The sequence below is a fragment of the Streptomyces populi genome, from assembly GCF_002911015.1.
GTDB classification, from domain to species: Bacteria; Actinomycetota; Actinomycetes; order Streptomycetales; family Streptomycetaceae; genus Streptomyces; species Streptomyces populi.
The window spans coordinates 1-22,509 of sequence record NZ_KZ626894.1; the positions used below are offsets into that span (position 1 = coordinate 1).

16 protein-coding genes and 2 pseudogenes are annotated in these 22,509 nt (G+C 71.7%); 9 read left to right on the forward strand and 9 right to left on the reverse strand.

Annotated features, from left to right (window positions below):
• The 3 genes and pseudogenes from CW362_RS25395 to CW362_RS25405 all read left to right on the forward strand — a co-directional run.
• Positions 1-227 (forward strand): annotated as a pseudogene (locus CW362_RS25395) (nucleotide sugar dehydrogenase); the annotation flags it as partial.
• Positions 228-379: 152 nt separating this feature from the next.
• Positions 380-1,882, forward strand: a complete 1,503-nt coding sequence (locus tag CW362_RS25400; RefSeq protein WP_206301058.1) for a glycosyltransferase family 2 protein — start codon at positions 380-382, stop codon at positions 1,880-1,882.
• A gap of 109 nt (positions 1,883-1,991) precedes the next feature.
• Positions 1,992-3,656, forward strand: coding sequence for a polysaccharide deacetylase family protein (locus tag CW362_RS25405; protein WP_103551852.1), 1,665 nt, complete (start codon positions 1,992-1,994; stop codon positions 3,654-3,656).
• Positions 3,657-3,808: 152 nt separating this feature from the next.
• On the opposite strand, the gene CW362_RS25410 is transcribed toward CW362_RS25405, so the two are convergent.
• On the reverse strand, positions 3,809-4,747 hold the full coding sequence (locus CW362_RS25410; protein ID WP_103551853.1) for an ABC transporter substrate-binding protein: 939 nt from the start codon (positions 4,745-4,747) through the stop codon (positions 3,809-3,811).
• A gap of 427 nt (positions 4,748-5,174) precedes the next feature.
• Between CW362_RS25410 and CW362_RS25415 the strand changes: the two genes are divergently transcribed.
• Positions 5,175-6,878 (forward strand): subtype B tannase, encoded by a 1,704-nt coding sequence (locus CW362_RS25415; protein ID WP_103551854.1) that lies wholly within the window; start codon positions 5,175-5,177, stop codon positions 6,876-6,878.
• A gap of 126 nt (positions 6,879-7,004) precedes the next feature.
• Here CW362_RS25415 and CW362_RS25420 read toward each other — a convergent pair whose 3' ends face one another.
• Positions 7,005-8,984: an SMI1/KNR4 family protein gene (locus CW362_RS25420; RefSeq protein WP_103551886.1), complete on the reverse strand. Its 1,980-nt coding sequence runs from the start codon at positions 8,982-8,984 to the stop codon at positions 7,005-7,007.
• A 185-nt stretch (positions 8,985-9,169) separates the two neighbouring features.
• On the opposite strand from CW362_RS25420, the gene CW362_RS25425 reads away from it, so the two are divergent.
• A complete protein-coding gene (locus CW362_RS25425; RefSeq protein ID WP_103551855.1) occupies positions 9,170-10,369 on the forward strand; it encodes an oxygenase MpaB family protein in 1,200 nt (399 codons plus the stop codon).
• Between the two features lie 121 nt (positions 10,370-10,490).
• Here CW362_RS25425 and CW362_RS25430 read toward each other — a convergent pair whose 3' ends face one another.
• From CW362_RS25430 to CW362_RS25445, 4 genes are all read right to left on the reverse strand, one after another.
• Entirely contained in the window at positions 10,491-11,669 is a 1,179-nt protein-coding gene (locus CW362_RS25430; protein WP_103551856.1) for a TetR/AcrR family transcriptional regulator, read from the reverse strand.
• A 129-nt stretch (positions 11,670-11,798) separates the two neighbouring features.
• Entirely contained in the window at positions 11,799-12,890 is a 1,092-nt protein-coding gene (locus tag CW362_RS25435) for an NAD(P)-dependent alcohol dehydrogenase (RefSeq protein WP_103551857.1), read from the reverse strand.
• Positions 12,887-13,399, reverse strand: a complete 513-nt coding sequence (locus CW362_RS25440; protein WP_103551858.1) for a DUF4334 domain-containing protein — start codon at positions 13,397-13,399, stop codon at positions 12,887-12,889. The genes CW362_RS25435 and CW362_RS25440 overlap by 4 nt, the downstream gene beginning before the upstream one ends.
• A 37-nt stretch (positions 13,400-13,436) precedes the next feature.
• Entirely contained in the window at positions 13,437-14,159 is a 723-nt protein-coding gene (locus CW362_RS25445) for a TetR/AcrR family transcriptional regulator (RefSeq protein ID WP_103551859.1), read from the reverse strand.
• A 361-nt stretch (positions 14,160-14,520) separates the two neighbouring features.
• Between CW362_RS25445 and CW362_RS25450 the strand changes: the two genes are divergently transcribed.
• From CW362_RS25450 to CW362_RS25460, 3 genes and pseudogenes are all read left to right on the forward strand, one after another.
• Positions 14,521-15,546: an LLM class F420-dependent oxidoreductase gene (locus CW362_RS25450; protein WP_103551860.1), complete on the forward strand. Its 1,026-nt coding sequence runs from the start codon at positions 14,521-14,523 to the stop codon at positions 15,544-15,546.
• A 43-nt stretch (positions 15,547-15,589) separates the two neighbouring features.
• A pseudogene (locus CW362_RS25455) lies at positions 15,590-15,748 on the forward strand (acetyl-CoA C-acyltransferase); the annotation flags it as partial.
• 152 nt (positions 15,749-15,900) lie between these two features.
• Positions 15,901-17,733 carry an AMP-dependent synthetase/ligase gene (locus CW362_RS25460; RefSeq protein ID WP_103551861.1) on the forward strand — a complete coding sequence of 611 codons (1,833 nt, stop codon included), beginning with the start codon at positions 15,901-15,903 and terminating at the stop codon, positions 17,731-17,733.
• A 169-nt stretch (positions 17,734-17,902) separates the two neighbouring features.
• Here CW362_RS25460 and CW362_RS25465 read toward each other — a convergent pair whose 3' ends face one another.
• Entirely contained in the window at positions 17,903-19,042 is a 1,140-nt protein-coding gene (locus CW362_RS25465) for an acyl-CoA dehydrogenase family protein (RefSeq protein ID WP_103551887.1), read from the reverse strand.
• Positions 19,043-19,170: 128 nt separating this feature from the next.
• Between CW362_RS25465 and CW362_RS25470 the strand changes: the two genes are divergently transcribed.
• On the forward strand, positions 19,171-19,797 hold the full coding sequence (locus CW362_RS25470) for a TetR/AcrR family transcriptional regulator (protein ID WP_103551862.1): 627 nt from the start codon (positions 19,171-19,173) through the stop codon (positions 19,795-19,797).
• Positions 19,798-19,858: 61 nt separating this feature from the next.
• On the opposite strand, the gene CW362_RS25475 is transcribed toward CW362_RS25470, so the two are convergent.
• The gene (locus CW362_RS25475; RefSeq protein ID WP_103551863.1) at positions 19,859-21,364 is read right to left on the reverse strand and encodes an aldehyde dehydrogenase family protein; all 1,506 of its coding nucleotides are present in this window, start codon (positions 21,362-21,364) and stop codon (positions 19,859-19,861) included.
• On the reverse strand, positions 21,361-22,302 hold the full coding sequence (locus CW362_RS25480) for an oxygenase MpaB family protein (RefSeq protein ID WP_103551864.1): 942 nt from the start codon (positions 22,300-22,302) through the stop codon (positions 21,361-21,363). The genes CW362_RS25475 and CW362_RS25480 overlap by 4 nt, the downstream gene beginning before the upstream one ends.
• Positions 22,303-22,509: the final 207 nt, after the last annotated feature.

Sequence of the window (22,509 nt, forward strand, 5' to 3'; positions counted from 1 at the left end):
TCGCCGCCGAGGGCGCCCGGGTCCGCTTCACCGACCCCCTCATCCGCGCCGCCCGCGTCACCGACGGCATCCAGGAGAGCGTGATCGACCCCCAGGACCACCCCTGGGACCTGGTCCTGGTCCACACCGTCCACCCCGGCACCGACCTGACCTGGCTCGAGGACCGCGACGACGTCCTCGACGCCACCTACCGCCTCGACACCACGGCGGCCAAGGAGACCCTGTGACCGACCTGAACACGCCGGCCGCCGCGGACGCGGCCCTCGAAGCGCCCGGGGCATTGCCGCCCGGGGCGCCGGGAGGCGGCGTACCAGGTCAGGCCGCGCCTACCGAATCCCACCACACCGTCGGCGACCGTGCCGAGCGCCCGACCGACCCGATGACCCCCGCCTCGTGCGGACTGATCCTGCCGAACCCGCGTCCCAGGACGACCGTGCCGCTGCCGCCGGTCCGCTCGGCCGCCACCTGGAACCGCCGGCCAGGCCCGCTGACCCGCTGGACGAACCGGATGCAGACCGACGTGCGCTTCGCGGTGCGGCGGGTGCTGGCGATGTTCTGCCTGCTGCCGCTGGGCCTCATCCTGGCCCGCGAGTTCCCGCTGGTGCCGGAGAAGCCTCTGGTCATCGGTTACGGCATCACGGTGCTGGTCGGCACCATCGCCATGCTGCAGATCGCCTACAGCCGCTATGACGACCCGGCGGAACGCACCCTGCGCAAGCGCCCGAAGAACCTCGCCGACTTCCCGTCGCTGCCGGCCGTGCCGAAGGTGACCTTCCTGCTCGCGGTCAAGGACGAGGCCGAGTACATCGAACGGTGCGTCCGCTCGATGGCGGCCAGTGACTACCCGAACCTGGAGATCATCGTGATCGACGACCTCTCCGAGGACGGGACCCGCGAGATCCTGGACGATCTGGCGGAAGAACTCGACATCACCCTGCTCAAGCTGGAGAAGAACCTCGGCAAGAAGCACGCCCTCGTCAGGGGCGCGAGCATCGCCACCGGTGACGTGCTGGCGTTCACGGACTCCGACTGCATCCTGGCGCCCGACGCGCTGCGCCGCTGTGTGCAGGCCCTGGTCGACCACCCCGAGCTGGGCGCGGTCAGCGGTCACTGCCGGGCGCTCAACGTGGACGAGACGTTCTTCACCCGGGCCCAGGACGTCTGGTACGAGGGGCAGTTCCGGGTGGCCAAGGCCGCCGAGTCCACCTTCGGATCGGTCACCTGCGTCTCCGGTCCGCTGGCGGTCTTCCGCCGGGACGCCGTGTACAACTACTTCCCGGCCTGGGCCGGCGACCGCTTCCTGGGCGCTCCCTTCCGGTTCGCGACCGACCGCCAGCTCACCGGCTATGTCCTGGGGCAGCTGTGGGTCGGCAAGAAGCTGAAGAAGCAGTACGCCGACTCCCCGTTCGTCACCGCGCAGGACTATCCCGAGCGCAAGTGGCGCATCGGCTACGTCCGGTCGGCCAAGGTGTGGACCAACGTGCCCGAGCACTTCCGGCCGTTCATGAAGCAGCAGATCCGCTGGAAGAAGAGCTTCATCCGCAACACCTGCTTCACCGGCACCTTCATGTGGCGGCGAGGGGTCGGCCCGTCGTGTCTGTACTACGGCCATGTGCTGTGGGTGCTGGCCGCGCCGTTCATGGCGGTGCGACACATGGTCTGGGCGCCGATGCAGGGCGGGATCTTCGTGAGCGTGCTGTACCTGAGCGGCGTGGTGCTCAAGGGCAGCATCTGGGGCCTGGCGTTCAAGATCGAGAACCCCGGTGACGCCCGCTGGCGTTACCGGCCGCTGATGAGTCTGCTGTCGGCGCTGCTGCTGTCCTGGCTGCTGCCCTACTCCCTCGCGACCATCCGTCGCGGTGTCTGGTCGAGGACTCGATGATGAGGAACTTCCTGCGGCGCAAGTCGGTCCGAGTGATCACCGATGTGATCGCCATAGCCGTGGTGAGCTGCGTCTACCTGATCGTTCTGTCGCGAGGGAGCGTGCTCTGATGGCTCCGAAGCTCAAGCGGCGCGAGCCTGTCGGCGTCCTCGTGCACGACCACGGGCACGGTCCGGAACCCTGTTCCCGCGGTGACTACGGCGAGAAGGCCGGCCACGACCGCAGCCGGGGCCGCGGTCACGGCTGGGGCCGCGGCTGGACGCAGTGGCCCGTCCGTGTCCTGCTCGGGGCACTGACCCTCTCCGTGGTGGTGACCTCGGGTGCCGTCGGCATCGAGCGCTACCTCAGCCGCAAGTACATGACCCCGCAGGCGCCGCTGGCCCAGGCTCGCATCAGCATGTCGGACCAGATCAGCTGGGCGAGGCGGGGCGAGACACTGCCGGACCACGCTCCGCCGGTGGTGCTGACCTTCCACGACGTCAACAAGAACAGCAAGAGCCCCTACGTGCTCACCCCGAAGGCGTTCGACGCCCAGTTGACCGCGCTGGAGCAGGCCGGCTACCGCACCCTGAGCGCGAAGCAGTTCACCGACTACATGAACGGCGGTCCGGTGCCGCGGCGTTCGGTGCTGCTCACCTTCGACGACGGCACCGACGGACTGTGGAAGTACGCCGACCGCATCATGGCCAAGCACCGGATGCGGGGCACCATCTTCACGATCACCGGGTCGATGGACAAGCACCGCCCCTACTACCTGACCTGGCGCGAGATCGAGCGGATGCACCGCTCGGGCCGGTGGGACTTCCAGAGCCACACCCGAGCCATGCACAGCATGAAGCAGCTCGACGCCACCGGCAACACGGGCGCACCGATGGTGAACCGCCTGTGGCTGAAGGACGAGGGGCGGCGGGAGAACACGGCCGAGTACCGCACCCGGGTGCTCCACGACCTCGCCGGTTCCGTCAAGGACATCGCCGGCCACGGCATGCCGGCCCCGTCGATGTTCGCCATCCCCTTCTCCGACGGAGAGGGGCAGCCGGACGCCGACTCGCAGGACTCACAGGGCATGCATCTGCTCAAGCAGCTCTTCTCCTTCGTGATGACGGACCATTCCAGCGTTCCGCTCACCGCCAGTCGGCGCTCCGCGGCGGCGGGCCTCGTCCAGCGCGTCGAGATCCTCGCCCGGACCACTCCCGGCCAGATGCTGGACGATGTCGGGCAGAAGGTCCAGGTGCCCCCCAACGCCCGTCGGCCGCTGTTCGAGACGGAGAACTGGGGAGGGCGCCAGACCCGTACGAGCTTCGACGTCTTCCTGGGCAAGGCGCCCTCGTCGCCCCTGACGCCCCGGTACGCCAAGGCCGACTACCGGCCGGACAGCAGTGTCGACTGGACGGACTACAGCACCACCGCGCTCATCGGGTCGCTGGGCAACGGCACCAACCAGGCCGCGCTGGGTGTCCGGACCAACAGCAAGGAACCGATGACCGTGGTCCTCACCCGCAGCCGGGCGACCCTGCTGGCCGACGGATACGAAGTGGCCTCGCAGCCGCTGGACCCGAAGTCCAGTCACACCGTGACCGTCAAGGTCGGACGGGACACCACCACGGTCCACGTCGACGGCCAGGTGGAACTGAGCCATGTGTCGAGCCGGCCGTCCGACCAGCTCACCGGCGGTGTCACCATCCGGTCCGGCATCAACAAGGCCGGAAACCAGTGGCCGGTCTTCAAGTCGCTCGACATCTCGCCGCTCAAGGGCGCGGCGAGCCGCGGATGAGCTGACAGCAGTCCCGCACTTCGTGGGGGCGTCCCGGTCCCACGGGACCGGGACGCCCCCACGGAACCGGTGTCCGGCGGGGCCGGCGAACGCCCCGGTGCCGGGCCGGGGGCGCGGCGACACGTCCTGACCGGTCCGTTCCCGGCATCCGCTCAAGTGCCGCTGTTGATGGTGGCGTTGTCCACCGCGCCGTCGCTGACGTTCCACTTGTCCAGGACCTTCCCGTAGGAACCGTCCCGGATGGCGGCGTCCAGGGCCGCCCGGATCGCGTCCCGCAGTCTGGTGTTCGAGCTCAGCACCGCGATGCCGTAGGGGCCGGCGTCGAGCTGCTCGCCGACCGTCTCGAAGTCCTTGCCGCCGCCCGAGGTCTTCACGGCGTAGGCGACCACCGGATAGTCGGCGACGTCGGCCACCACGGCGCCGCTCTTGAGGCGGGCCTGTGCCTCGTCGTGGGTGTCGAAGATCTCGATGTCGATCGGCTCGTCGCACTTCTGGGACTGGAGGAGGTCGTACGCGGTGCTGCCGCTCTGCACGGCCGCCTTCTTGCCGCAGAGGTCGGCCAGGGTCTTGATCCCTTCGGGATTGCCCTTCTTCACCATGATCGACGCTCCGGCCCTGAAGTAGTCGACGAAGTCGACGTCCTCGCCGATCTTCTCCCCGGAGGAGGGGTCCAGCCCCTGCTGGCGGTCCTTGGTGTCGGTCATCGCGGACATCACGACGTCGTAGTGCTTGGCCCGCAGACCGGTGAGCAGGGTGTCGAACGCGTTGTTGCCGAACTGGAACTTCACTCCCAGTTCCTTGCCCAGCGTGGCGGCGAGGTCGGGGTCGACGCCGGTCGGTCTGCCGTTCCGGACGAACTCCATCGGCGGGTAGAGCATGTCCGAGCCGACCTTGACGACGCCTGCCTGCCGCACCGACTCCGGCAGTTCGTCGTACAGCGGCGCCTTGCCCGTGCCGGACGCGGAGGGCGAGGCCTTCTCGGGGGAGTCGTCGCCGCAGCCGGTCAGGGCGAGAGCGCCGGCGACGGTCATCGCTCCGAGCGCGGCCAGGTGTTTCATCGCGGCGGAGCCGCGGCGGGCACGGGCGGTCATGGGCGGTTCCGCCCGAGGGCACCGGGAGCTGTCGGTCTGTCCTTCACGCGGACGTTCGGTGATCGCGACTCCATGTGGTTTCCGTGTCCCGCCATCCGGACGGCTCCTCTCAGGTGCCCGCTGTGCCACAGGTCGGCAAGTTACGCCAATAACTGATCTTTGATGGTTATTGGTGCGGTCTGCGGCTTTCTGTGTCAGCGCCCGCGCGGCGCGCGGGCGCAAATGTTTGCAAAATTGCTGGGTATTTTGTTAACAATCTTGTAGCGTGCGTCACGCCTTGGGCCCGAGGTGTCAGCGGATCACTCGATACTCGACAAGGGGAGAACCCATGCAGTGGCTCTCGGAATCCTCCGATCGCGCAGCCTCCACCCGTCCGGCGGGTGGACGGGAAGGGCGCGCCCCCGGCCGCAAGTGCCTCCTGAGGGGCATGGCGATAGCGGGTTCCCTCGCCCTGACGGCCGCCGTGACGCCTTCCCTCGCGGTCGCGGCCCAGGGGCGGACCGCGCCGCACGGCCATGTCGTGGACCCGCAGGACGCCGCCCTGGCCTTCGACGCCGGTGCCTACACGACGCTCACCGTCACGGTCGACGGTCAGCCGGTCAAGGTTCGCGCCTACAAAGAACTCTGCTACGTCGCCACCCCGGTCGCCGCGGCCGCCCAGCAGTCCGGCATCTTCGGCTCCACCACCATCGACAACACCCGCTGCGGCTACCAGAGCATGAACGTCTTCGTGCCCGAGAGCGCCTTCGACGACCAGCGTGCGCCGGTCTACTTCGCGGTGAACAACGGTGGCTGGATGGCCAGTTACATCAAGGCGAGCGTCAACGACGGCGCGTCCTACAACAGCGCGACGAGCAACGTCGGCGCCGCGCTGAAGGCCGGGTACGTCTTCGTGGACGTGGCCAACCGCAGCCGTGGCCTGGTCGGCGCCGACGGCTCCTCGCCGGGCAAGGCCCCCGCCGCGGCGGTCGACGCCAAGGCGGCGGTCCGCTACCTCCGCCTCAACGACGCCGTCATGCCCGGCAGCGCCGAGCGGATCGTCGTCAACGGCACCAGCGGCGGCGGCGCGCTGTCCTCGATCCTGGGGGCCGCGGGCAACAGCGCCGAGTACGACTCCTACCTCGCCGCGATCGGCGCGGCGGGCATCGACTCCAAGGGGCACAGCACCCTGCGCGACGACGTGTTCGCGGTCGCCGCGTACTGCCCGATCACCGACCTCGGCAACGCCGACACGGCCTACGAGTGGCTCTACAACGTCCTCGGCACCCGTGACGCGACCGGATCGAACGCCACGCCCGAGGACGCCGCCGAGATCGCGGCGGGGTTCCCCGCGTACGAGAAGAGTCTCAAGCTCCGTGACCCGGACGGTTCCAGGCTCACCGCGGACAGCATGCTGGACACCATAGAGAAGGAGGTCGTCCGCTCCGCCGAGGCCTACATGAGGGCCGACCCGGCCAACACCGTCCCGGCGCTCGGAGCCACCTTCGACATCACCTCCGGCGGGCCCGGCGGGTCCACCACGAAGTCGTACGTGAACGACTGGATCGACGTCGACAACGCGGCGGACAAGGTGCTGTCGGTCGACATGGCGAAGTACCTGACGTTCGTCGCCACCCAGGCCAGGCTGAAGACGACGCCCGCCTTCGACGCCGTGGGCGTGCACGGGAACACCACCAGCGGGACCGAGACCAACCTCTTCGGCCCGTACACCCAGAAGTACATGAACTACACCGAGTGGAGCTGGAACCACAACGACGTGGCCGGTGACGGCAGCGGCCTCGACGACACCGGACTGACCTGGGACCGGTACACCGCCGAGAAGAGCACGACCCTCGACGACCAGATCCACCTGATCGACCCGATGGACTTCATCGGCACGAACGCCGACACCGCGCCCAACTGGTACGTCCGCAACGGCACGCGCGACCGGGACACCTCGTTCATCGTCTCGATCAACCTGGACCGGGCGCTGGAGGCCGACAAGCAGGTCGAGAACGTCGACTACCGGCTCGCCTGGAACCAGCCGCACGCCGGCAACTACGACGTGCCCGAGGCGATGGCCTGGATCGCCGAGGTGGTCGAGAAGGCCGGCGACCCGTTCGCCGCTCACCACCGCTCCGCCGGACGCTAGTACCGCAGCGGGCCGTGTCCGCCCCGTCGCGCGGACACGGCCCGCCACGCACCGGTCGCACCGGCCCGAGCCGTCGGCCCGGCCGCTTCCCGCCCGGTCCCCGGTCCGCCGTCTCCCGCCCGCTCCCTACGCGGCCCCCGGCCCGTCGTCTTCCGTCCGCACGCCGTCCGCCGGGCCCGAGGCGATCGGCCGCGTCCGGATCACCATGTATCCCTCTCCGTCCCGGGGCGGCCGTGTCCAGGAGCGGGTGGTGAACGTGTGCAGCCGCCCGCGCAGGATCGCGTGACGCGGCAGTCCGACGCCGAACTCCCCGGCCACCGCTTCGAGCAGCGGCCGTTCCGCCTCGGCGCCGCGCCAGGGGCCGACGAAGAACCGGTCCGGGTCCAGCGCCTCCGGTATCTCCCCGCTCCGCCGGACCTCTCCGTCCTCGTAGGTGAACGCGTACTGCTCGACCCCGTTCCGCGCCACCGAGAGGTGGAAGAACGGCTCACCGCGCCGCGTCCTCAGACCGCACCACACCACGACCGCCCGGGTGCCCGCGCCGGCGCTCGCGGCGGGGGAGACGAACCGCTGCCGACCGAACGGGGCGGCATCACCGTCGAAGGCGAAGCTCCAACCACCGCCGGCCCGGCCGACCGCCATGAGGGCCCGGTCGTCGTAGGAGGAGAACTCCCCCTCGCCGCCCAGCGATCTGCGGCGCGCCTCCTGGGAGGTCGACGGCTCGTCCAGCCCCGTGCCGCCCCCGTTCCCGGCCCCGGTGCCGTCCTCCTCGTCCGAGAGGCGTTCCGGCAACTCCTGCGGCTCCACCCCCTCCACCAGGACGAACCGGTAGGACGTGGGGCCGTTGCCCGGGTCCGGCACCGCGAGCCACGCCAGGCCGTCCGGGTCGAGCCCCGGCGTCGGAACCGGCGGCTCGCCGGTCTGCCCGCCCCTCGGCGTGGACAGCAGCTCCCGGCCCCGCTCCGGGGTCAGCAGCGGCCCGAGCAGGGGGTCGGCCACCCATCCCAGGGGCACCAGGTGGTCCGGTCCGAGTGGTTCCCACAGCGGCACGGCGTCCACCAGCGTCCGCCACGCCCCGTCGCCGTCTCCCCACCGCGCCAGCTCCCGCGCCCGCTCGACCGCCTCTCCGAACCGTCCGGCCGGCGCGTACCGGTAGGTGCCGCTCCTCACCTGATCCAGCGTCGCGTAGGCCAGGGACTCCAGATCGTCGTCGGCGCCCCGCAGGTGGAACTTCAGCGTGGAGTCGTCCCGGTACGAGTGCGCCGCGTGTTCGGCGACCAGCGATGGCAGCAGTTCGGGCGCGTACAGCGGATCCGTCACCAGTTCCTCGAAGTACACCATGTAGGTCTTCCCGAGCAGGCGCCGTATCTGGTCGCGCAGCCCGGCGGCCCGTGGCCTGCCGTACTCCTTGGCCTCGTCCAGCAGTGCCGCGGCCCGCTCCCAGCCGCCGCGCAGCGCCTCCAGCCGGGCCTCCTCCATCCGGGAGTCCTGCTCACGTGTCGTGTCGTTGACGAACGCCGGCTCGCCCTCGCCCCGGCGCGCCCGCAGGCGGTGGAACTCCCGGTGCATCTCCCGCATGAACTCCAGGAAGTTCGCGTGCCGCTCGGGCGGCGCGGCCCGCCAGCCCGCCCAGGTGTACACGGCCCACTCGCCGTTCTCGTCCACGTCCTCGGGATCCATGAGGACGTAGACGGCGTCCGACTCCACGTCGAGCTGGAGTCCGCGCCGCCAGATCTCCACCTCTTGCAGTTCCTCGGGACCGGCGTCCTCGTCCAGGTACTCCTCGAACTCGTCGGCGAGGCCCGACTCGTCGTCGTGCCACCTCGCCTCCTGCGTCCCCGCCAGCAGCCACACGAATCCGCCCGCGTGCCGCCACCCGTCGCTGACCTTCAGGAACTCCCGGTACGACGGGGGCATCCGGCGGCCCAGACGTTCCTCCATGGCGGCGATCCGCTCCTCGGACGCGGGCGGGAACCCCAGCCACCGGGCCTGCCGGGCGCTCTCGTCGTCCTCGCCCCGCGTGTCGTCGCCGGACAGGGAATCCGCCCACTCCCCGCTCCACTCGAGCAGGAAGGGACGCCAGTCGAATGCCGTGGATTCGCTCATGGACACGATGCTGCCACCCGCCACCGACAACGCCCCGCCGCCACCATTGCCCACGGCGGCACACCTCGCTATGTTAATCGAAAATCACATCTGTGCGACATGGATCACCATGCGTACGTCGTACAACTTGCAAGTCCACGAAGGCACTTGGAACTATCCATCCCTTCAGGGAAGCAGGTAAGTCAATGGATAACCTCAGCAGGCGGAAGGCCCTGTCGCTCGGTGTCGCACTCGGCCTCGCGGGCGCGACGATCCCCGCCCGGGCGTGGGCGTCGACGGGCTCGGCGACCGGGGCCGCCGCGGGCACCGGTCCGGAGTGGATCTGGGACGCCGCGGCGGACCCTCTGATGGCTTCGATGCTCGACGGCGGACACGTGCCGGCGATCAACTCGGCGTGGGCGTCCTGGGTGAACAACAACGACCCCCTGCCCGGCGGGGTGCCGGCCGAATTCGCCGCGTACCTCCGGCAGGTCAACGTGCTGCCCACCTGGGCCGACCCCGTCAAGCTGGCCCGGGCCGCCGACTTCAACCGGCGCAGGGACACGTACCTCTTCATGCTGTACGGCCTCGGCAGCGGAATCATGAGCACCGTGATCCCGCGCGAGGCGAGGAGCGTCTACTGGTCCGCGGGCGGCGCCAACATGCAGGACCGCGCGGCCAAGACGTTCACGTTCGGCTACGACCTGTCCCAGCTGGGAGCGTTCGAGCCGACGGGACAGTTCGTCGTCACCGCCAACAAGACCCGCGTGGTGCACGCGGCGGTGCGCCACCTGCTGCCGCAGTCGCCGCACTGGAAGGCGGTCACCGACGAGACCACCCCGATCAGCGCCGCCGACATCCTGGTCACCTTCCACAGCCTGGGCACCTATGTGCACCGGAAGCTGCTCGACTGGAAGATCCCGTTCCCGTCCGCGGACCAGGAGGCGTTCCTGCACTCGTGGCAGGTCGCCGTCCATCTGCTCGGCGTGCCGGACGAGCACATCCCCCAGACCTGGGCGGCCGCCGAGCAGCAGTCGGCGCAGGTGCTCACCCCGATCCTCACCCCGACCACCGAGGGCATCGCACTGGCCGAGGACCTGCTCGGCCTGACCGCACAGGTCGACCTCGGCGTCACGCGCGGGTTCCTGAACGAGTTCGTGCGCTACGTCCTCAGCGACGAGGTCGGCAACTGGCTGGGACTGACCCGCGACTACGCGTCGGCGGCCCTGATCCGTACCGCGTGGCCGGCGTACATCCTGTTCCGGGAGGGGCTGTCGCCCGTCATGCCCGGCACCTTCTACGTGTTCGACCAGTTCATCCGCGCCCTGGCGATGCTGTTCCTCAACAAGGGGTCGTCCGGGACCACCACCCCCATCACGATCCCCACCGCGAACAGGGCGGCCTGAGCGGTTCGGTCCGGCCCCCGCCTGTGCCCGCCCCGACGGCGGACGGCCGAGGGGCGGCCACAGGCGGCCGTACGACGTGAATTCCGGCGCCCCTTCGACCGGTTCGCGCGCCGGGAGCCGCTCAGAGACCCAGCGCGCCCACGACCAGGGCGGTGACGGCCTCACGACGGCCGGGGCTGTCCCGCCACCGCAGTCTGCGTCCCGCCTCGACCACCACGCCGAACCCCGCGTGCACCAGCACCCGGGCCTGGCGCGGGTCCAGTTCCGGACGGGCCAGCCGCAACTGCTGCTCCCAGACGGCGATGTGTTCCCGCTGCGCGAGGACCAGCGGCCGCCGCAGACCGGCCGGCAGACCGGCGACCTCGGCCTCGGCGACGCTGTTGAGCTCCGTGCACTCGAAGCTGTAGGCCACGTACGTCGCCGCCAGCGCGACCACGGCCTCGTGCGGGCCGGTCACCTCGCGCAGACTCTGTTCCACCCCCTGGGCCAGCAGTCCCGCCGCCTGGAGGCACGCGGCCGCCAGGATGTCGATCTTGCCGGGGTAGTGGCGGTAGAGCGCGGACGGGGTCAGCCCCACCGCCTCCGCGATCTGCCCGTTCGTGACGTTGGCGAATCCGTCCCGGGCGAACAGCGGGACGGAGGCCGCGAGGATCTCCGCGCGTCGCGTGCGCGGCACCGGCCGGGCGGGCAGTTCGACGGGGTGCGCGCCCGGCGGGCCCGCCGCCGGATCCGTCGCGGCCACGCGCAGCGCGGACGCCAGCAGCAGTTCCTCGGCCCGGCGCCCGGCGATGGAGGTGTGGTGCATCGTGATGGACCCGATCGCGCCGAGGGCGGCCATGGCCCGCAGGCGTCCGTCGGACAGCGGGTGTTCCCGCTGCACCGCCTCGTCGACCCGCTCGACGAGGCGGCCGAACTTCACCGCGAGACTCCGGCGGTCCTCGCGCTCGAGGTACCGGGCCTCCCACCGGTACACACCGCCCGACGCGCGATGAGCGACGGTGATCCGGGTGACGGCGGTCAGCACGTCCGTCAAGGACGCCCCGGAAGACACCTCGTCGAGCGCGGCGACCAGTCCGTCCACCATGACGTGGGCGCACTCGGCGAACAGCGCGTACTTGTTCGGGAAGTGCCGGTACAGAGCCGCCGCGGTGATGCCCACACCGGCGGCGACCTCCTCCATGGACGCGTTGTGGTAGCCGCGTTGGCTGAAGACCCGTCCGGCCGCGTCGATGATGAGCTGCTTGCGGTTGCGGGGCCGGGTCGCCGCGGCCGGACGGGCGGACGGGGAGGCGGGAGCCATGCGGATCAGTCAATCACACGCCGTCGAGAGGCCCCGCTCCCTCGGCGCAGGCCGCACGGCCGCGACCTCGGGATCACTTCCCCGGTGACGCGCCGGCCCACGAGGGCAACGGCTCGTGCCGGCGACCGGTCAGGCGAAGGTGAGGACCGGCTTGACCACGGTGCCGTCCCGCACGGCGGTCACGGCCGCGCCGATGTCCTCGAACGGGAACGTGGTGACCAGCCGGTCGAGCGGGAAGAGGCCGCGTTCGTACAGACCCACCAGCTCGGGGACGAAGCGGCCGGGGTCGGAGTCCCCCTCGATCACCCCGTGGACACGGACGCCCTTGGCGAGCAGCCCCATGACGTCGAACGTCACCTCACCCCCGAGGCCGACCAGGGCGAGTTCGCCGCGCGGCCGCAGTGCGCCGACGGCCCGGCGGACCGTCTCCGGACGGCCGGTGGTCTCGACGACGTGGTGGGCGCCACCGCCGGTGAGGTCGCGCAGTGCCGCCGGCAGACCGTCCCCGGGGGCCAGGGCCGCCTTCGCGCCGAGTTCGACGGCCAGCCTGCGGCGGGAGGCGACCGGGTCGACGGCCACCACCGGGTCGCAGCCCGCCGCCACCGCGGCCATCAGCGCGCTCAGACCGACCCCGCCCGCGCCCAGGACGACCAGCGAGGAACCCGGTTTCGGGCGCAGCCGGTTGAGCACGGTGCCCGCGCCGGTCTGGCCGCCGCAGCCCAGTGGCGCGGCGACCGTGTCCGGCAGGCCGGAGGGCACCTTGACCACACCGCGTTCGTGGACGACGGCGTGCGTGGCGAAGCTGGACTGGCCGAAGAAGCCGGCGTGCAGCGGTGCGCCGCCGAGCGAGAGCGGAGTGCTGCCGTCGTCGCGGCCACCGGAGAGGTTCCGGGTCCGCGCGGCGTGGCAGTAGGCCGGGTGGCCCGCCGCGCACTGCTCGCAGGCGCCGCAGCTGGCGAAGGTGAGGCAGACGTGGTCCCCCGGCGCGAGGCCGGTCACCTCCGCGCCCACCGCCTCGACCCGGCCGGCGCCTTCGTGGCCGAAGACCATCGGGGTGAGCCGCCGGGGCCAGGTGTCCCGCATCGCCAGATCGGTGTGGCAGATGCCGGCCGCGGTCATCCTCACCAGCACCTCGTACGGCCGCGGTTCCTCGAGGTCCGCCTCCCGGACGGTGAACGGGGCGCCCGGCGCCTCGACGACCGCGGCGCGGACGCGCCTCACGGTCCCTCTCCGGCATCCGGGCCCCCGTCCGGGGTCCCGGTGACGCGATCGAGGAAGAAGTAGAAGAAGGGCCCCTCGGAGGGGACCCCCTTGGCGTTCATGATCCCCATCAGCGTGGTGCCGTCCACCCGCTTGAAGTGGTCGAAAACGGGCTGTCCGTCGTAGACCATGGTGGCCGTCGCCTCGCCGCGGAACTCGACGGTCCACAGGCTGGCCTCGCCCTTGCCGAGTTCGCGGTTCGAGTACAGCGCGCCCGTGGTGGCGTCACGGCAGATCAGCGGTTTGGCGTCGTGCACGGAGGCGAACGTCTTGCCGTACCAGCAGGCCTTCTCCAGAGCGCCGTCGAGCGGATGGCCGGTGCGGAACTCGCCGCCCTTCCACTCGCCGAGTATCTCCTCGGGGCGGACGGTGGCCAACGCTGCCCAGATCCGGTCGAGTTCGTCGGGGTCGACCGGGCCGTCCTGCTCCCGGAGTTCCTTGAAGCGGGCGCCGGCTTCGAGCGGGTCCATGCGGGGTTTCCCTTCGTCGGGACGGTGTCCTGGCGCGTCACCCGGAGGTGCGCCGAGCGGAACCCCGGGGGGCGGAGGTCCGTACGGGGGAGGAGCGCCGTGGGAACGGGAACGGAAGGCCGCCGGTGACCGCGCCGGGATGGCCCACGGTGCCGAGGCTCAGCAGCACATGGCGTTCGGCGACCTCCTCCGCGGTGAGCGGGCCGTCCTCGCGGAACCAGTTGGCGACCCCCTGGCACATGACGAGCACCGAACGCACCGCGTCGGCCGGGATCGGCGTGGCGAACACGTCCTGGGCGCGGCCCGCCTCGACCGTGTCCAGCAGCATGTGCTCGAGATAGTCGCGCAGGGCGACGTAGCGCGCCCGGTTCTGAGGCTCCAGGCTGCGGATCTCCGTGTCCAGGAAGGCCAGTTGCCGGCGGTGCGCCATGGAGAGCACGATCGACTCGATCATGCCGCAGAACCGTGCCAGCGGATCGTCCCCGGCCTCCCCGGCGGCGGCCCGGCAGCGGTCCAGGACGTCCTTGATGGACGTCTCCAGCAGCGTGGCCAGCAGGGCCTGCTTGTTCTCGTAGTGGTAGTACAACGCGGGCACGGTGACACCGACCCGGCCGGCGATGTCCCGGACCGAAGTGCCGTGGTAGCCGTGCTCGTTGAAGGCCTCCATGGCGTGCACCAGGATCGGGTGCAGGTCGAGCGGTCCGTAGGAGCGCCAGTGCTCCGCCGGGGGCGTGGTGTCCTGGCTCGGCGCGGTGTTCAACGACCCTCCTCGGGACGGGCGGCGATCGGCGACATCGTACGGCCGTGGCTTCCGGACGTCTCCTCCCGGTCACTTATCGACCGCTCAGGGAGACGGGCATCCGGCGTCCGGCCTGATGTCACTTCCCCGATATGGATTCACAAAAACTGCCGCTGCACGCGGAGTTGACCGTACGGCGTCGCGCTCCTACGTTCTTAGCGAACGCTCGGTAAGTCTCCGGTCGACGGCGGTGAGCACGTCCCGCGCCGAGAAAGGAACCCATGAGCCAGCACTCCACCTGCCTTCCGTGCCCCGACGGGGCGGGCCCGCCGGCCGCGGCCCTTCGCCAGGACGTGCCCGGCCCGGCGAAGGGCCGCCGCTGATGGAACTGTCCTCCCCGCTGACGTACGCCGGCGATCCGCGGGCCGCGGCGGACCGGGCCGCCGCCCTGGAGTCCGCGGGCCTCGACGCCGTCTGGGTGTCCGAGGCCTACGGCTTCGACTCCCCGACGGTCATGGGATACCTCGCCGCGAGGACCGAGCGGATGCGGATCGGCTCGGCGATCCTCAACGTCTACTCGCGCACCCCCGCGCTGATCGCCCAGACCGCGGCCGGACTCGACGCCCTCAGCGGCGGACGCGCCCTCCTCGGCGTCGGCGCCTCCGGACCCCAGGTCGTCGAGGGCTGGCACGGCCGCCGCTTCGACCGCCCGCTGGGCCGCACCCGTGAGGTGATCGAGCTGTCCCGGCGGATCTGGCGGCGCGAGGTGATCGAGCACCGCGGCATCACCGACCTGCCCCTGCCGCCGGAGAAGGGCGGCACCCTCGGCAAACCGCTGAAGCTGCTGAACCACCCGGTCCGCGACACCATCCCGGTCTACCTCGCGGCACTGGGCCCGGCCAACGTCCGGCTGGCCGCCGAGATCGCCGACGGATGGCTGCCGTTCCTCTACGTCCCCGAGCGCGCCGCCGAGGTCTGGGGCCGCTCCCTGGCCGAGGGCCGTGCCGCGCGGGACCCCGCGCTCGGCCCGCTCTCGGTCGTGGCGGGCGGACCGCTGGCCATCGGCGACGACGCCGAGGCCGTCCGTGACCTGATGCGCCCCACGGTCGCCCTCTACGTCGGCGGCATGGGCGCGCCCGGCCGCAACTTCTACCACGACCTGGTCTGTTCCTACGGCTACGAGTCCGCCGCGGCCGCCGTCCAGGAGCACTACCTCGCGGGCCGCAGGAAGGACGCGGAGGCCGCCGTACCGGCCGAACTGCTGGAGCGCCTGTGCCTGGCCGGTCCCGAGGGCTACGTCCGCGACCGGGTCGAGGTCTTCCGCGAGGCGGGCGTGACCATGCTCGACGTCACCCCCGTCGGCCCCGATCCGGCCCGGCTGATCGAGCGCGTGAGGAATTGGCTGTGACCGTTCGCGGCTTCGTCCCGACCCGACACGGAAGGCGTCCGAGGTGAGCACCGAGGCGTACGCGCACGACGCGATCCGCACCCCGCGCGGTCGCGGCAAGGCCGACGGGGCCCTGCACGGCACCGGGCCGGCCGCCCTGGCCGTCGGCCCGATCCACGAGCTCCCCGGCCGCTTCCCGGACCTCGACCCGGCGGTGGTGGAGTGACCCGCGGTCCGCGTGTCCGGGGTCGCGGAAGCCCTGCGGAAGGTCCTCCTGGAGGGGCAGCGGCACCCCGGCTCCATCGGGCGCCCGCAGGGCCTCCCGACGCCCCGGTCTCCCCAGACGTTTCCCTTCCGGCCCGCAAGGAGGCCCCGATGACATCGGCACCCCGCACCACCGGCGACCTGCCCGACGACCCGGCCGACCGGACCCTGCCGCAGCTGCTGGCCCGGAACGCGCGGGAACACCCCCGGCTCCCGGCTCTGTCCTGGCAGTCGGCGGACCAGGGCGGCGACTGGACGACGTACAGCTGGGCGGAGATCCACGAGCACACCCGGAGCCTGGCCGCCGGGTACCGGGCGCTCGGCGTCGGCCGCGGCGACCACGTCCTGCTGATGATGGCCAACCGGCCCGAGCACTGGCTGTCGGACCTGGCGCTGGTCCGCCTCGGCGCGGTCCCGGTCAGTGTCTACGGCACCGCGGCTCCCGAGCAGATCACCCACATCGCCCGCAACTGCCGGGCCCGCCTCGCCGTGGTCGAGGGGGCGGCCCAGGTGACGGCGTGGGAGCCGACGCTGGCCGACGCGGGCACCCCGCTGGAGCGGCTGGTGGTGGTCGAGGCGGGTGCGGAGGGGAGTCACCTCCCGTACGCCGCGCTGCTCGGCGAACCGGTGCCGGAGGAGTTCGCCGGGGAACTGGACGCCGCCCGCCCCGAGGACCCGCTGACCGTCGTCTACACCTCCGGCACCACCGGAGAGCCCAAGGGGGTCGTCCTGACCCACCGCCAGGTGATGTCCAACGCCCTGGCGCTGGACGCCGTGGTGGAGCTGCCCCCGCACGCCGAGCACATCTGCTACCTGCCCTTCGCCCACATCGCCGAGCGGATGCTGGGCATCTACCTGCCCTGCCACCGGGCCTCGCACGTTTTTCTCTGCGCCGACCCGGCGCGCGTCGGCGAGGTGGTGCGCAAGGTGCGCCCCACGCAGTTCTTCGGCGTGCCGAGGGTCTGGGAGAAACTGTCCGCCGCCGTGCGGGCCGTCCTCTCGCTGATGCCGGCCGAGCAACGGGAGGTCATCGACCGGGCGTTCGAGGTCGCCCGCGAGCACGTCGGCCACCGCGAGCGCGGCGAGACGCCGCCCGCCGGGCTCGAGGAGCGTTATGCCCGTGCCCGCGAGGACGTACTGCTGCCCATGCTGGCCGCGGGCGGCCTGGACCGGGTGACCTGGTCGGCCAGCGCGTCGGCGCCGATGTCGCCCGACGTCGTGAGGTTCTGGGCCGGTTTCGGCCTCGTCGTCATGGACGCCTGGGGGCTGACCGAGACCACCGGCGTCGCCACCGCCAACAGCCCGAAGACCGGCTTCCGGCTCGGTTCGGTGGGGCGCCCGGTGGAGTCCGTGCAGATCCGCGTCGCCGGGGACGGCGAGATCCTGGTGCGGGGCACGTCCGTGTTCTCGGGCTACCTCCGGCCCGACGGTTCGGTGCGGTCCGCCCTGGACGCCGAGGGCTGGCTGGCCACCGGCGACATCGGCCGGATCGACGAGGACGGCTACCTCTGGCTGACCGACCGGAAGAAGGAGATGATCATCACCTCCACCGGCAAGAACGTGTCACCGGCCCTGGTGGAGAACGCGCTCAAGGAACACCCGCTGATCGGCCAGGCGATGGTGCACGGCGACAACCGCTCCTACCTGGTCGCCCTGTTGGTGCTCGACGCGGAGGCCGCCCCCGCCTGGGCCGCGGCCAACGGCGTCGAGGCGGAGGGGGGACCGGCCGGGCTGGCGGAACACCCCGCGGTCCGGGCGGAGGTGGACCGCGCGGTGGCCGCCGCCAACACCCGCCTCAACCGCACCGAGCAGGTCAAGAGGTACGAGCTGCTGGCCGAGGAGTGGGGTCCGGCGACCGGCGAGCTGACGCCCTCGCTGAAGATGCGGCGCCGGGTCATCCGGGACAAGTACGCCGCCGAACTGTCCAAGCTCTACCAGGACTGACCCGGCCCGCGTTTCCTGGTGCCGGTGCCGGTGCCGGTGCCGGTGCCGGTGCTGGTGCCGGTGCCGACGCCGGTGCTTCGCGCCCCGCATCCGCGCGTCCCGCGCTTCCCGCGCGAAAGGAGGCCGCCCGCCCTCGTCGGAGGGCGGGCGGCCGCCGTGTCCGGCCGTCTCAGAGACCGTAGGTCCTGCCGATGACGTCCCGCTGGATCTCGCTGGTCCCGCCGTAGATCGTGGAGGCGACCGCGGCCCGCAGATGGCGCTCCATGTCGAACTCCGTGGTGTAGCCGTAACCGCCCATCATCTGCATGCCCTCCAGGGCGGCCCGCTTGGCGATCTCGGTCGCCTTCAGCTTGGCCATGGAGGCCTCGCGCGGGAACAGTCTGTCCGGCTCCGCGTCGCAGTCCAGGGCCACCTCGCGCACCAGCAGCCGGGTGCACTCGATCTCGGTGGCGAGATCGGCGATCCGGTGCCTGAGAGCCTGGAAGGAGCCGACGGGCCGTCCGAACTGCTCGCGTCCGCGGACGTAGGCGACGGCGTCGTCGAAGGCGCGGCGCGCCAGGCCCAGCATGTTGGCGGCCAGGAAGAGCCGCTCGTGGTTCAGGCCGGCCATCAACTGCCGCCAGCCGTCGTCCACCTGGCCGACGACCGCGTCCGCGGGCAGCCGCACGCCGGTGAGGAAGACGTCGTCGACCTCCCGGCCGCGCATGGTCTCGATGCCCCGTATCTCCACGCCGGGGGCGTCGGCGGGCAGATGGAACATGGTCAGACCGCCGTGCTTGTCCTCGCCGGTGCGGGCCACCAGCAGAATGCTCTTCGCGTGGTGCGCGTTGGAGATCCAGGTCTTCTGCCCGTCGATCACCCAGGTGCCGTCCCGCTCCCGCCGGGCCCGGCAGCGCAGCGCGCCGACGTCCGACCCGGCCCCCGGCTCCGACATGGCGATGGACAGGACGTCGCCGCGCACGGCGCCGGACAGCACCTCCCGCCGCTGCCGCTCGCTGCCGAAGCGCTCGTAGGCCTTCGCGGTGATGACGGTGGTGACGAAACCTCCGCACGGGACCATTCCGTACGAGGTCTCCTCCAGGAAGAGACAGGCGTCGGCCAGCCCGCCGCCGGACCCTCCGTGCTCCTCGGGCAGGCACACCCCGAGCCAGCCCAGGCCGGCGAGCCTTCCGTACAGCCCGGGGTGGTGGGCCTCGCGGCCGCCCCCCGTCAGCGCGTCGCGCTGCTCTCGGGTACCGCACTCGCGCTTGGTGAAGTCACGTACGGCCGCGGCGAAAGCGGCCTGTTCCTCGGTGAGTCGACTGCCCATCAGGTCCTCCGGGATCCGGGTGCCGTCGGCGGCTCGGTCAGGGTCGGGCAAGCAGATGAGTTACAAAGATATGATAGATGTATCAATGACTCTCGGGGAATCGTCTGACCGGTATCGTGAGGAGCACCATGAGAGCTGACACGAACGAATCGTGGCTCGCCCGGGCCCTCGACCGGCCGGAGCCCGAGGACCGCACGGGGCGCCGGATCCTCGACGCGGCGCTGGAGCAGTTCACCCTCCTGGGACTGCGCCGCTCCTCCGTGGACGACGTCGCCAAGCGGGCCGGTGTCTCCCGGGTCACCGTCTACCGGCGCTTCCAGACCAAGGACAAGCTGGTCGAGGACACCCTGCTGCGCGAACTCGGCCGGTTCTTCCAGCGGCTGGACGCGGCGGTGGCGGCGCTGCCGACCATGAAGGAGCGGGTCGTCGAGGGTTTCGTGGTCGCCCTGCGCCACACCCGAGCCCATCCGCTCTTCGGCGGCCTGCTGCGCCTCGAACCCGAGGTGGTGCTGCCCTACCTGACCGTGCAGGGCAGCTCCTCGCTCTCCGCCACCGTCGAGTACCTGACGGTCCATCTGCGCCGCGCCCAGCAGGCCGAGGGCCGTCCCGACGACGACCCGCGCCCGGTCGCCGAGCTGATGGTGCGGGTCGCCGTGTCCTTCCTGCTCAACCCGGCCAGTTGCATCGAGATGGAGGACGAGGACCAGGCCAGGGCCTTCGCCCGTCGCTACCTGGCCCCGCTGCTGGACGCCTGACCGTCCGGACCGGCCCGACCCGCCTGGCCTGACGGCCGGGCGGGCGGAGGGCGTCGGCCGTTCAGCGACGTCGGTGCAGCGCCCGCGCCAGCCGCACCGCGCGCTCCCGCGTGGCCGCCGGGACCCCGAAGGAGGTCAGCGCGATCGGCGGGGTGAACCGCTGCACCGTGGTCGACTGCACGGAGGTGAAGGCACGCAGCCCCTCCTCGCCGTGGATCCGTCCGAAGCCGGAGTCCTGCGAACCGCCGAACGGCAGCGCCGGCACCGCCGCGAAGCCCAGCACCGAGTTCACCGACACCGCCCCCGCGCGCAGTCGCGCCGCGATCGCGGCGCCGCCGCGCCCGCCGCGGCAGAACACCGCGGCCCCCAGGGCGTAGCGCGAGGCGTTGGCCCGCTCCACCGCCTCGTCCACGTCGGCCACCTGGTTGATCGCCACGACCGGCCCGAAGGTCTCCTCCGCCATCGCCGCCGCGTCCTCCGGGACGCCGGTCAGCACGACCGGCGAGACGTAGGGGGCGCGGACCGACTCGGGCCCGCCCAGCAGGGCCCGCGCGCCCGCAGAGACCGCGTCGGTCACATGCCGCTCGACGACCGCGACCTGGCCCGGCAGGGTCATCGGGCCGTAGGGGGCGTCCGCCCCGGCGCCCGGGCGCAGCTCCCCGGCCCGTTCGACCACCCGTTCGCACAGCGCCGCGTGGATCTCGCGCACCGCGTAGACGCGCTCCACCCCCGCACAGGTCTGTCCCGCGTTGCTCAGCGCGCCCCACACGATCGCGTCGGCCGCCGCGTCCAGGTCCGCGTCCGCGGTGACGATCACCGCGTCCTTCCCGCCGCACTCGGCGAGGAACGGCGTCAGCGTCTCGGCGCACACCGCCATCACCTTGCGGGCCGTCCCCGGCGAACCGGTGAACGCCAGTTTGTCGACCCCGGAGCGGGCCAGGGCGTCCCCGGTGGAGGCCGCGCCGGTGACGGTGGTGAGCAGCCCGGCGTGCCCGGGCACGGCGGCGTCGAAGAGCCCGGCCAGCAGGACCCCGGTGCCCGGGGTCAGCTCGGACGGCTTGAGGACCACGGCGTTCCCCGCGGCCAGGGCGTAACCGACGGAACCCATCGGGGTGTACAGGGGGTAGTTCCAGGGACCTATCACGCCGATCACGCCCAGCGGCCGGTGCACCAGCGAGGCCCGCTGGTGCACGGCGAACAGTCCGGTGCCCACCTTCCGCCGACGCAGCACGCGTCCGGCGTTGCGGGCGGCCCAGCCCAGGTGCTCCAGCGTGAGCACGGTCTCCAGCGCGGCGTCACCGGCCGGCTTGCCGGTCTCCTCGGCGATGGTGCGGGCCACGGTGTCCAGGTCGGCGGCGAGGGCCTTCTTCCAGCGCAGCAGGTGGTCACGGCGCCCGGTGGCGGGCAGCGCCGCCCAGCCGGCCTGGGCGGCCCTGGCCCGCGCCACGGCGCGGGAGACCTCTTCCGGCCCGTCCACCGGGTACGCGGAGATCGGTTCGCCGGTCGCGGGGGAGTGCGTGGTGAAGGTCGCGGCGCGTGTCGCGGCGGCCGGGGCGGTGTCGGTCATCGGGTCTCCTGACGGGGAGCGTCGGGGGCGGACGGCCGTGCCGGAGCGGAGGCCCGTTCCGGTGGCGTCTCCTCCCGGAGCGGGGCCGGCGGACGGGAGTGCGCCCAGTGCGGACCCAGGTCGTCCAGGGTCCAGCCGAAGGGATAGGTGCGCGCCTCGGGCCTGCGCGGGAACCGCTCCGGCCGGGCGGGCAGCAGCCTGATCAGCCGGGCCCGGGCGCGGAACGCGCGGTGGACGGCGATCCGCAGCCGGCGCGGCTCCGGGCGGAAGCCGAGTGCCTCCAGCAGCGGCTCGTCCAGGAGGGCGAGGGCGACCCGGGACGCCAGGCGCCGTGCCGGGGCCGGGTACCAGGAGGCCATGACGCGCAGGGTGGCCGCGGCGACCCTGCGGTTGGCGGGATCGTAGGCGAACATCTCCCGCTCGTAGTCGTCGTGGAGCCGCTCGAACGCGGCGTAGGTGTCGGGCACGCCGGAGAGGCCCATCATCTCGCCCATCCGCCGGCCCACCAGCGCCAGGCTCTCGGTCTCCTGCTCGCACAGGCGCCGCCAGCCGAACCGGTCGATCCACCGCTTGGGTCCCACCACCGTGGTGGCCAGGACGTAGAGGAAGTCCTCGTCGGCGATCCGGTAACGGCCGTGGATGCGGTTCAGGTGGCGGGCGGCCGCCCGGCCGTGTTCCGAGTCCATCCCCTCGCGGACCATCTCGTACGTGATCAGCACCGTGTCGTCGTACCGCTTCTGGCCGGCGCGCTCGAACTCCTGGGTGCGGTCCAGGAGCCGGGAGATGCGCGGGACGCCGTAGTCGCGCAGGAACGCGATCGACGTCCCGTGGAGATAGTCGCGGGGGAACTCGTAGTGGATGATCCACCGGTAGATCTGCTCGAAGTCCTGCCGCGGATCCATCTGCCGGATGCGGCGGAGCCGACTGTGGCGGTCCATGGGTGATCCCTCCTGCCGGAATCGCGGCGTGAGCGGTCGGATCTGCGGACTGCTGGCGTTCAGGTCGGGACGGCGAAGCGGGTACCCCCCGGATGAGCCGATGATACTGAAACTATTGAGTTGTCTCATCGGGCGTCAATACTCCGGACGTGACGGAGGGGCGGGGGTGCTCGTGAGGATGCATCGTTTTATGTGTGCGTCGCCAAC

Coding starts and splice junctions, on each gene's coding strand:
- CW362_RS25400 (WP_206301058.1), top strand. CDS start 380: ATGACCCCCGCCTCGTGCGGACTGATCCTGCCGAACCCGCGTCCCAGG.
- CW362_RS25405 (WP_103551852.1), top strand. CDS start 1,992: ATGGCTCCGAAGCTCAAGCGGCGCGAGCCTGTCGGCGTCCTCGTGCAC.
- CW362_RS25410 (WP_103551853.1), bottom strand. CDS start 4,747: ATGACCGCCCGTGCCCGCCGCGGCTCCGCCGCGATGAAACACCTGGCC.
- CW362_RS25415 (WP_103551854.1), top strand. CDS start 5,175: ATGGCGATAGCGGGTTCCCTCGCCCTGACGGCCGCCGTGACGCCTTCC.
- CW362_RS25420 (WP_103551886.1), bottom strand. CDS start 8,984: ATGAGCGAATCCACGGCATTCGACTGGCGTCCCTTCCTGCTCGAGTGG.
- CW362_RS25425 (WP_103551855.1), top strand. CDS start 9,170: ATGGATAACCTCAGCAGGCGGAAGGCCCTGTCGCTCGGTGTCGCACTC.
- CW362_RS25430 (WP_103551856.1), bottom strand. CDS start 11,669: ATGGCTCCCGCCTCCCCGTCCGCCCGTCCGGCCGCGGCGACCCGGCCC.
- CW362_RS25440 (WP_103551858.1), bottom strand. CDS start 13,399: ATGGACCCGCTCGAAGCCGGCGCCCGCTTCAAGGAACTCCGGGAGCAG.
- CW362_RS25450 (WP_103551860.1), top strand. CDS start 14,521: ATGGAACTGTCCTCCCCGCTGACGTACGCCGGCGATCCGCGGGCCGCG.
- CW362_RS25460 (WP_103551861.1), top strand. CDS start 15,901: ATGACATCGGCACCCCGCACCACCGGCGACCTGCCCGACGACCCGGCC.
- CW362_RS25465 (WP_103551887.1), bottom strand. CDS start 19,042: ATGGGCAGTCGACTCACCGAGGAACAGGCCGCTTTCGCCGCGGCCGTA.
- CW362_RS25470 (WP_103551862.1), top strand. CDS start 19,171: ATGAGAGCTGACACGAACGAATCGTGGCTCGCCCGGGCCCTCGACCGG.
- CW362_RS25475 (WP_103551863.1), bottom strand. CDS start 21,364: ATGACCGACACCGCCCCGGCCGCCGCGACACGCGCCGCGACCTTCACC.
- CW362_RS25480 (WP_103551864.1), bottom strand. CDS start 22,302: ATGGACCGCCACAGTCGGCTCCGCCGCATCCGGCAGATGGATCCGCGG.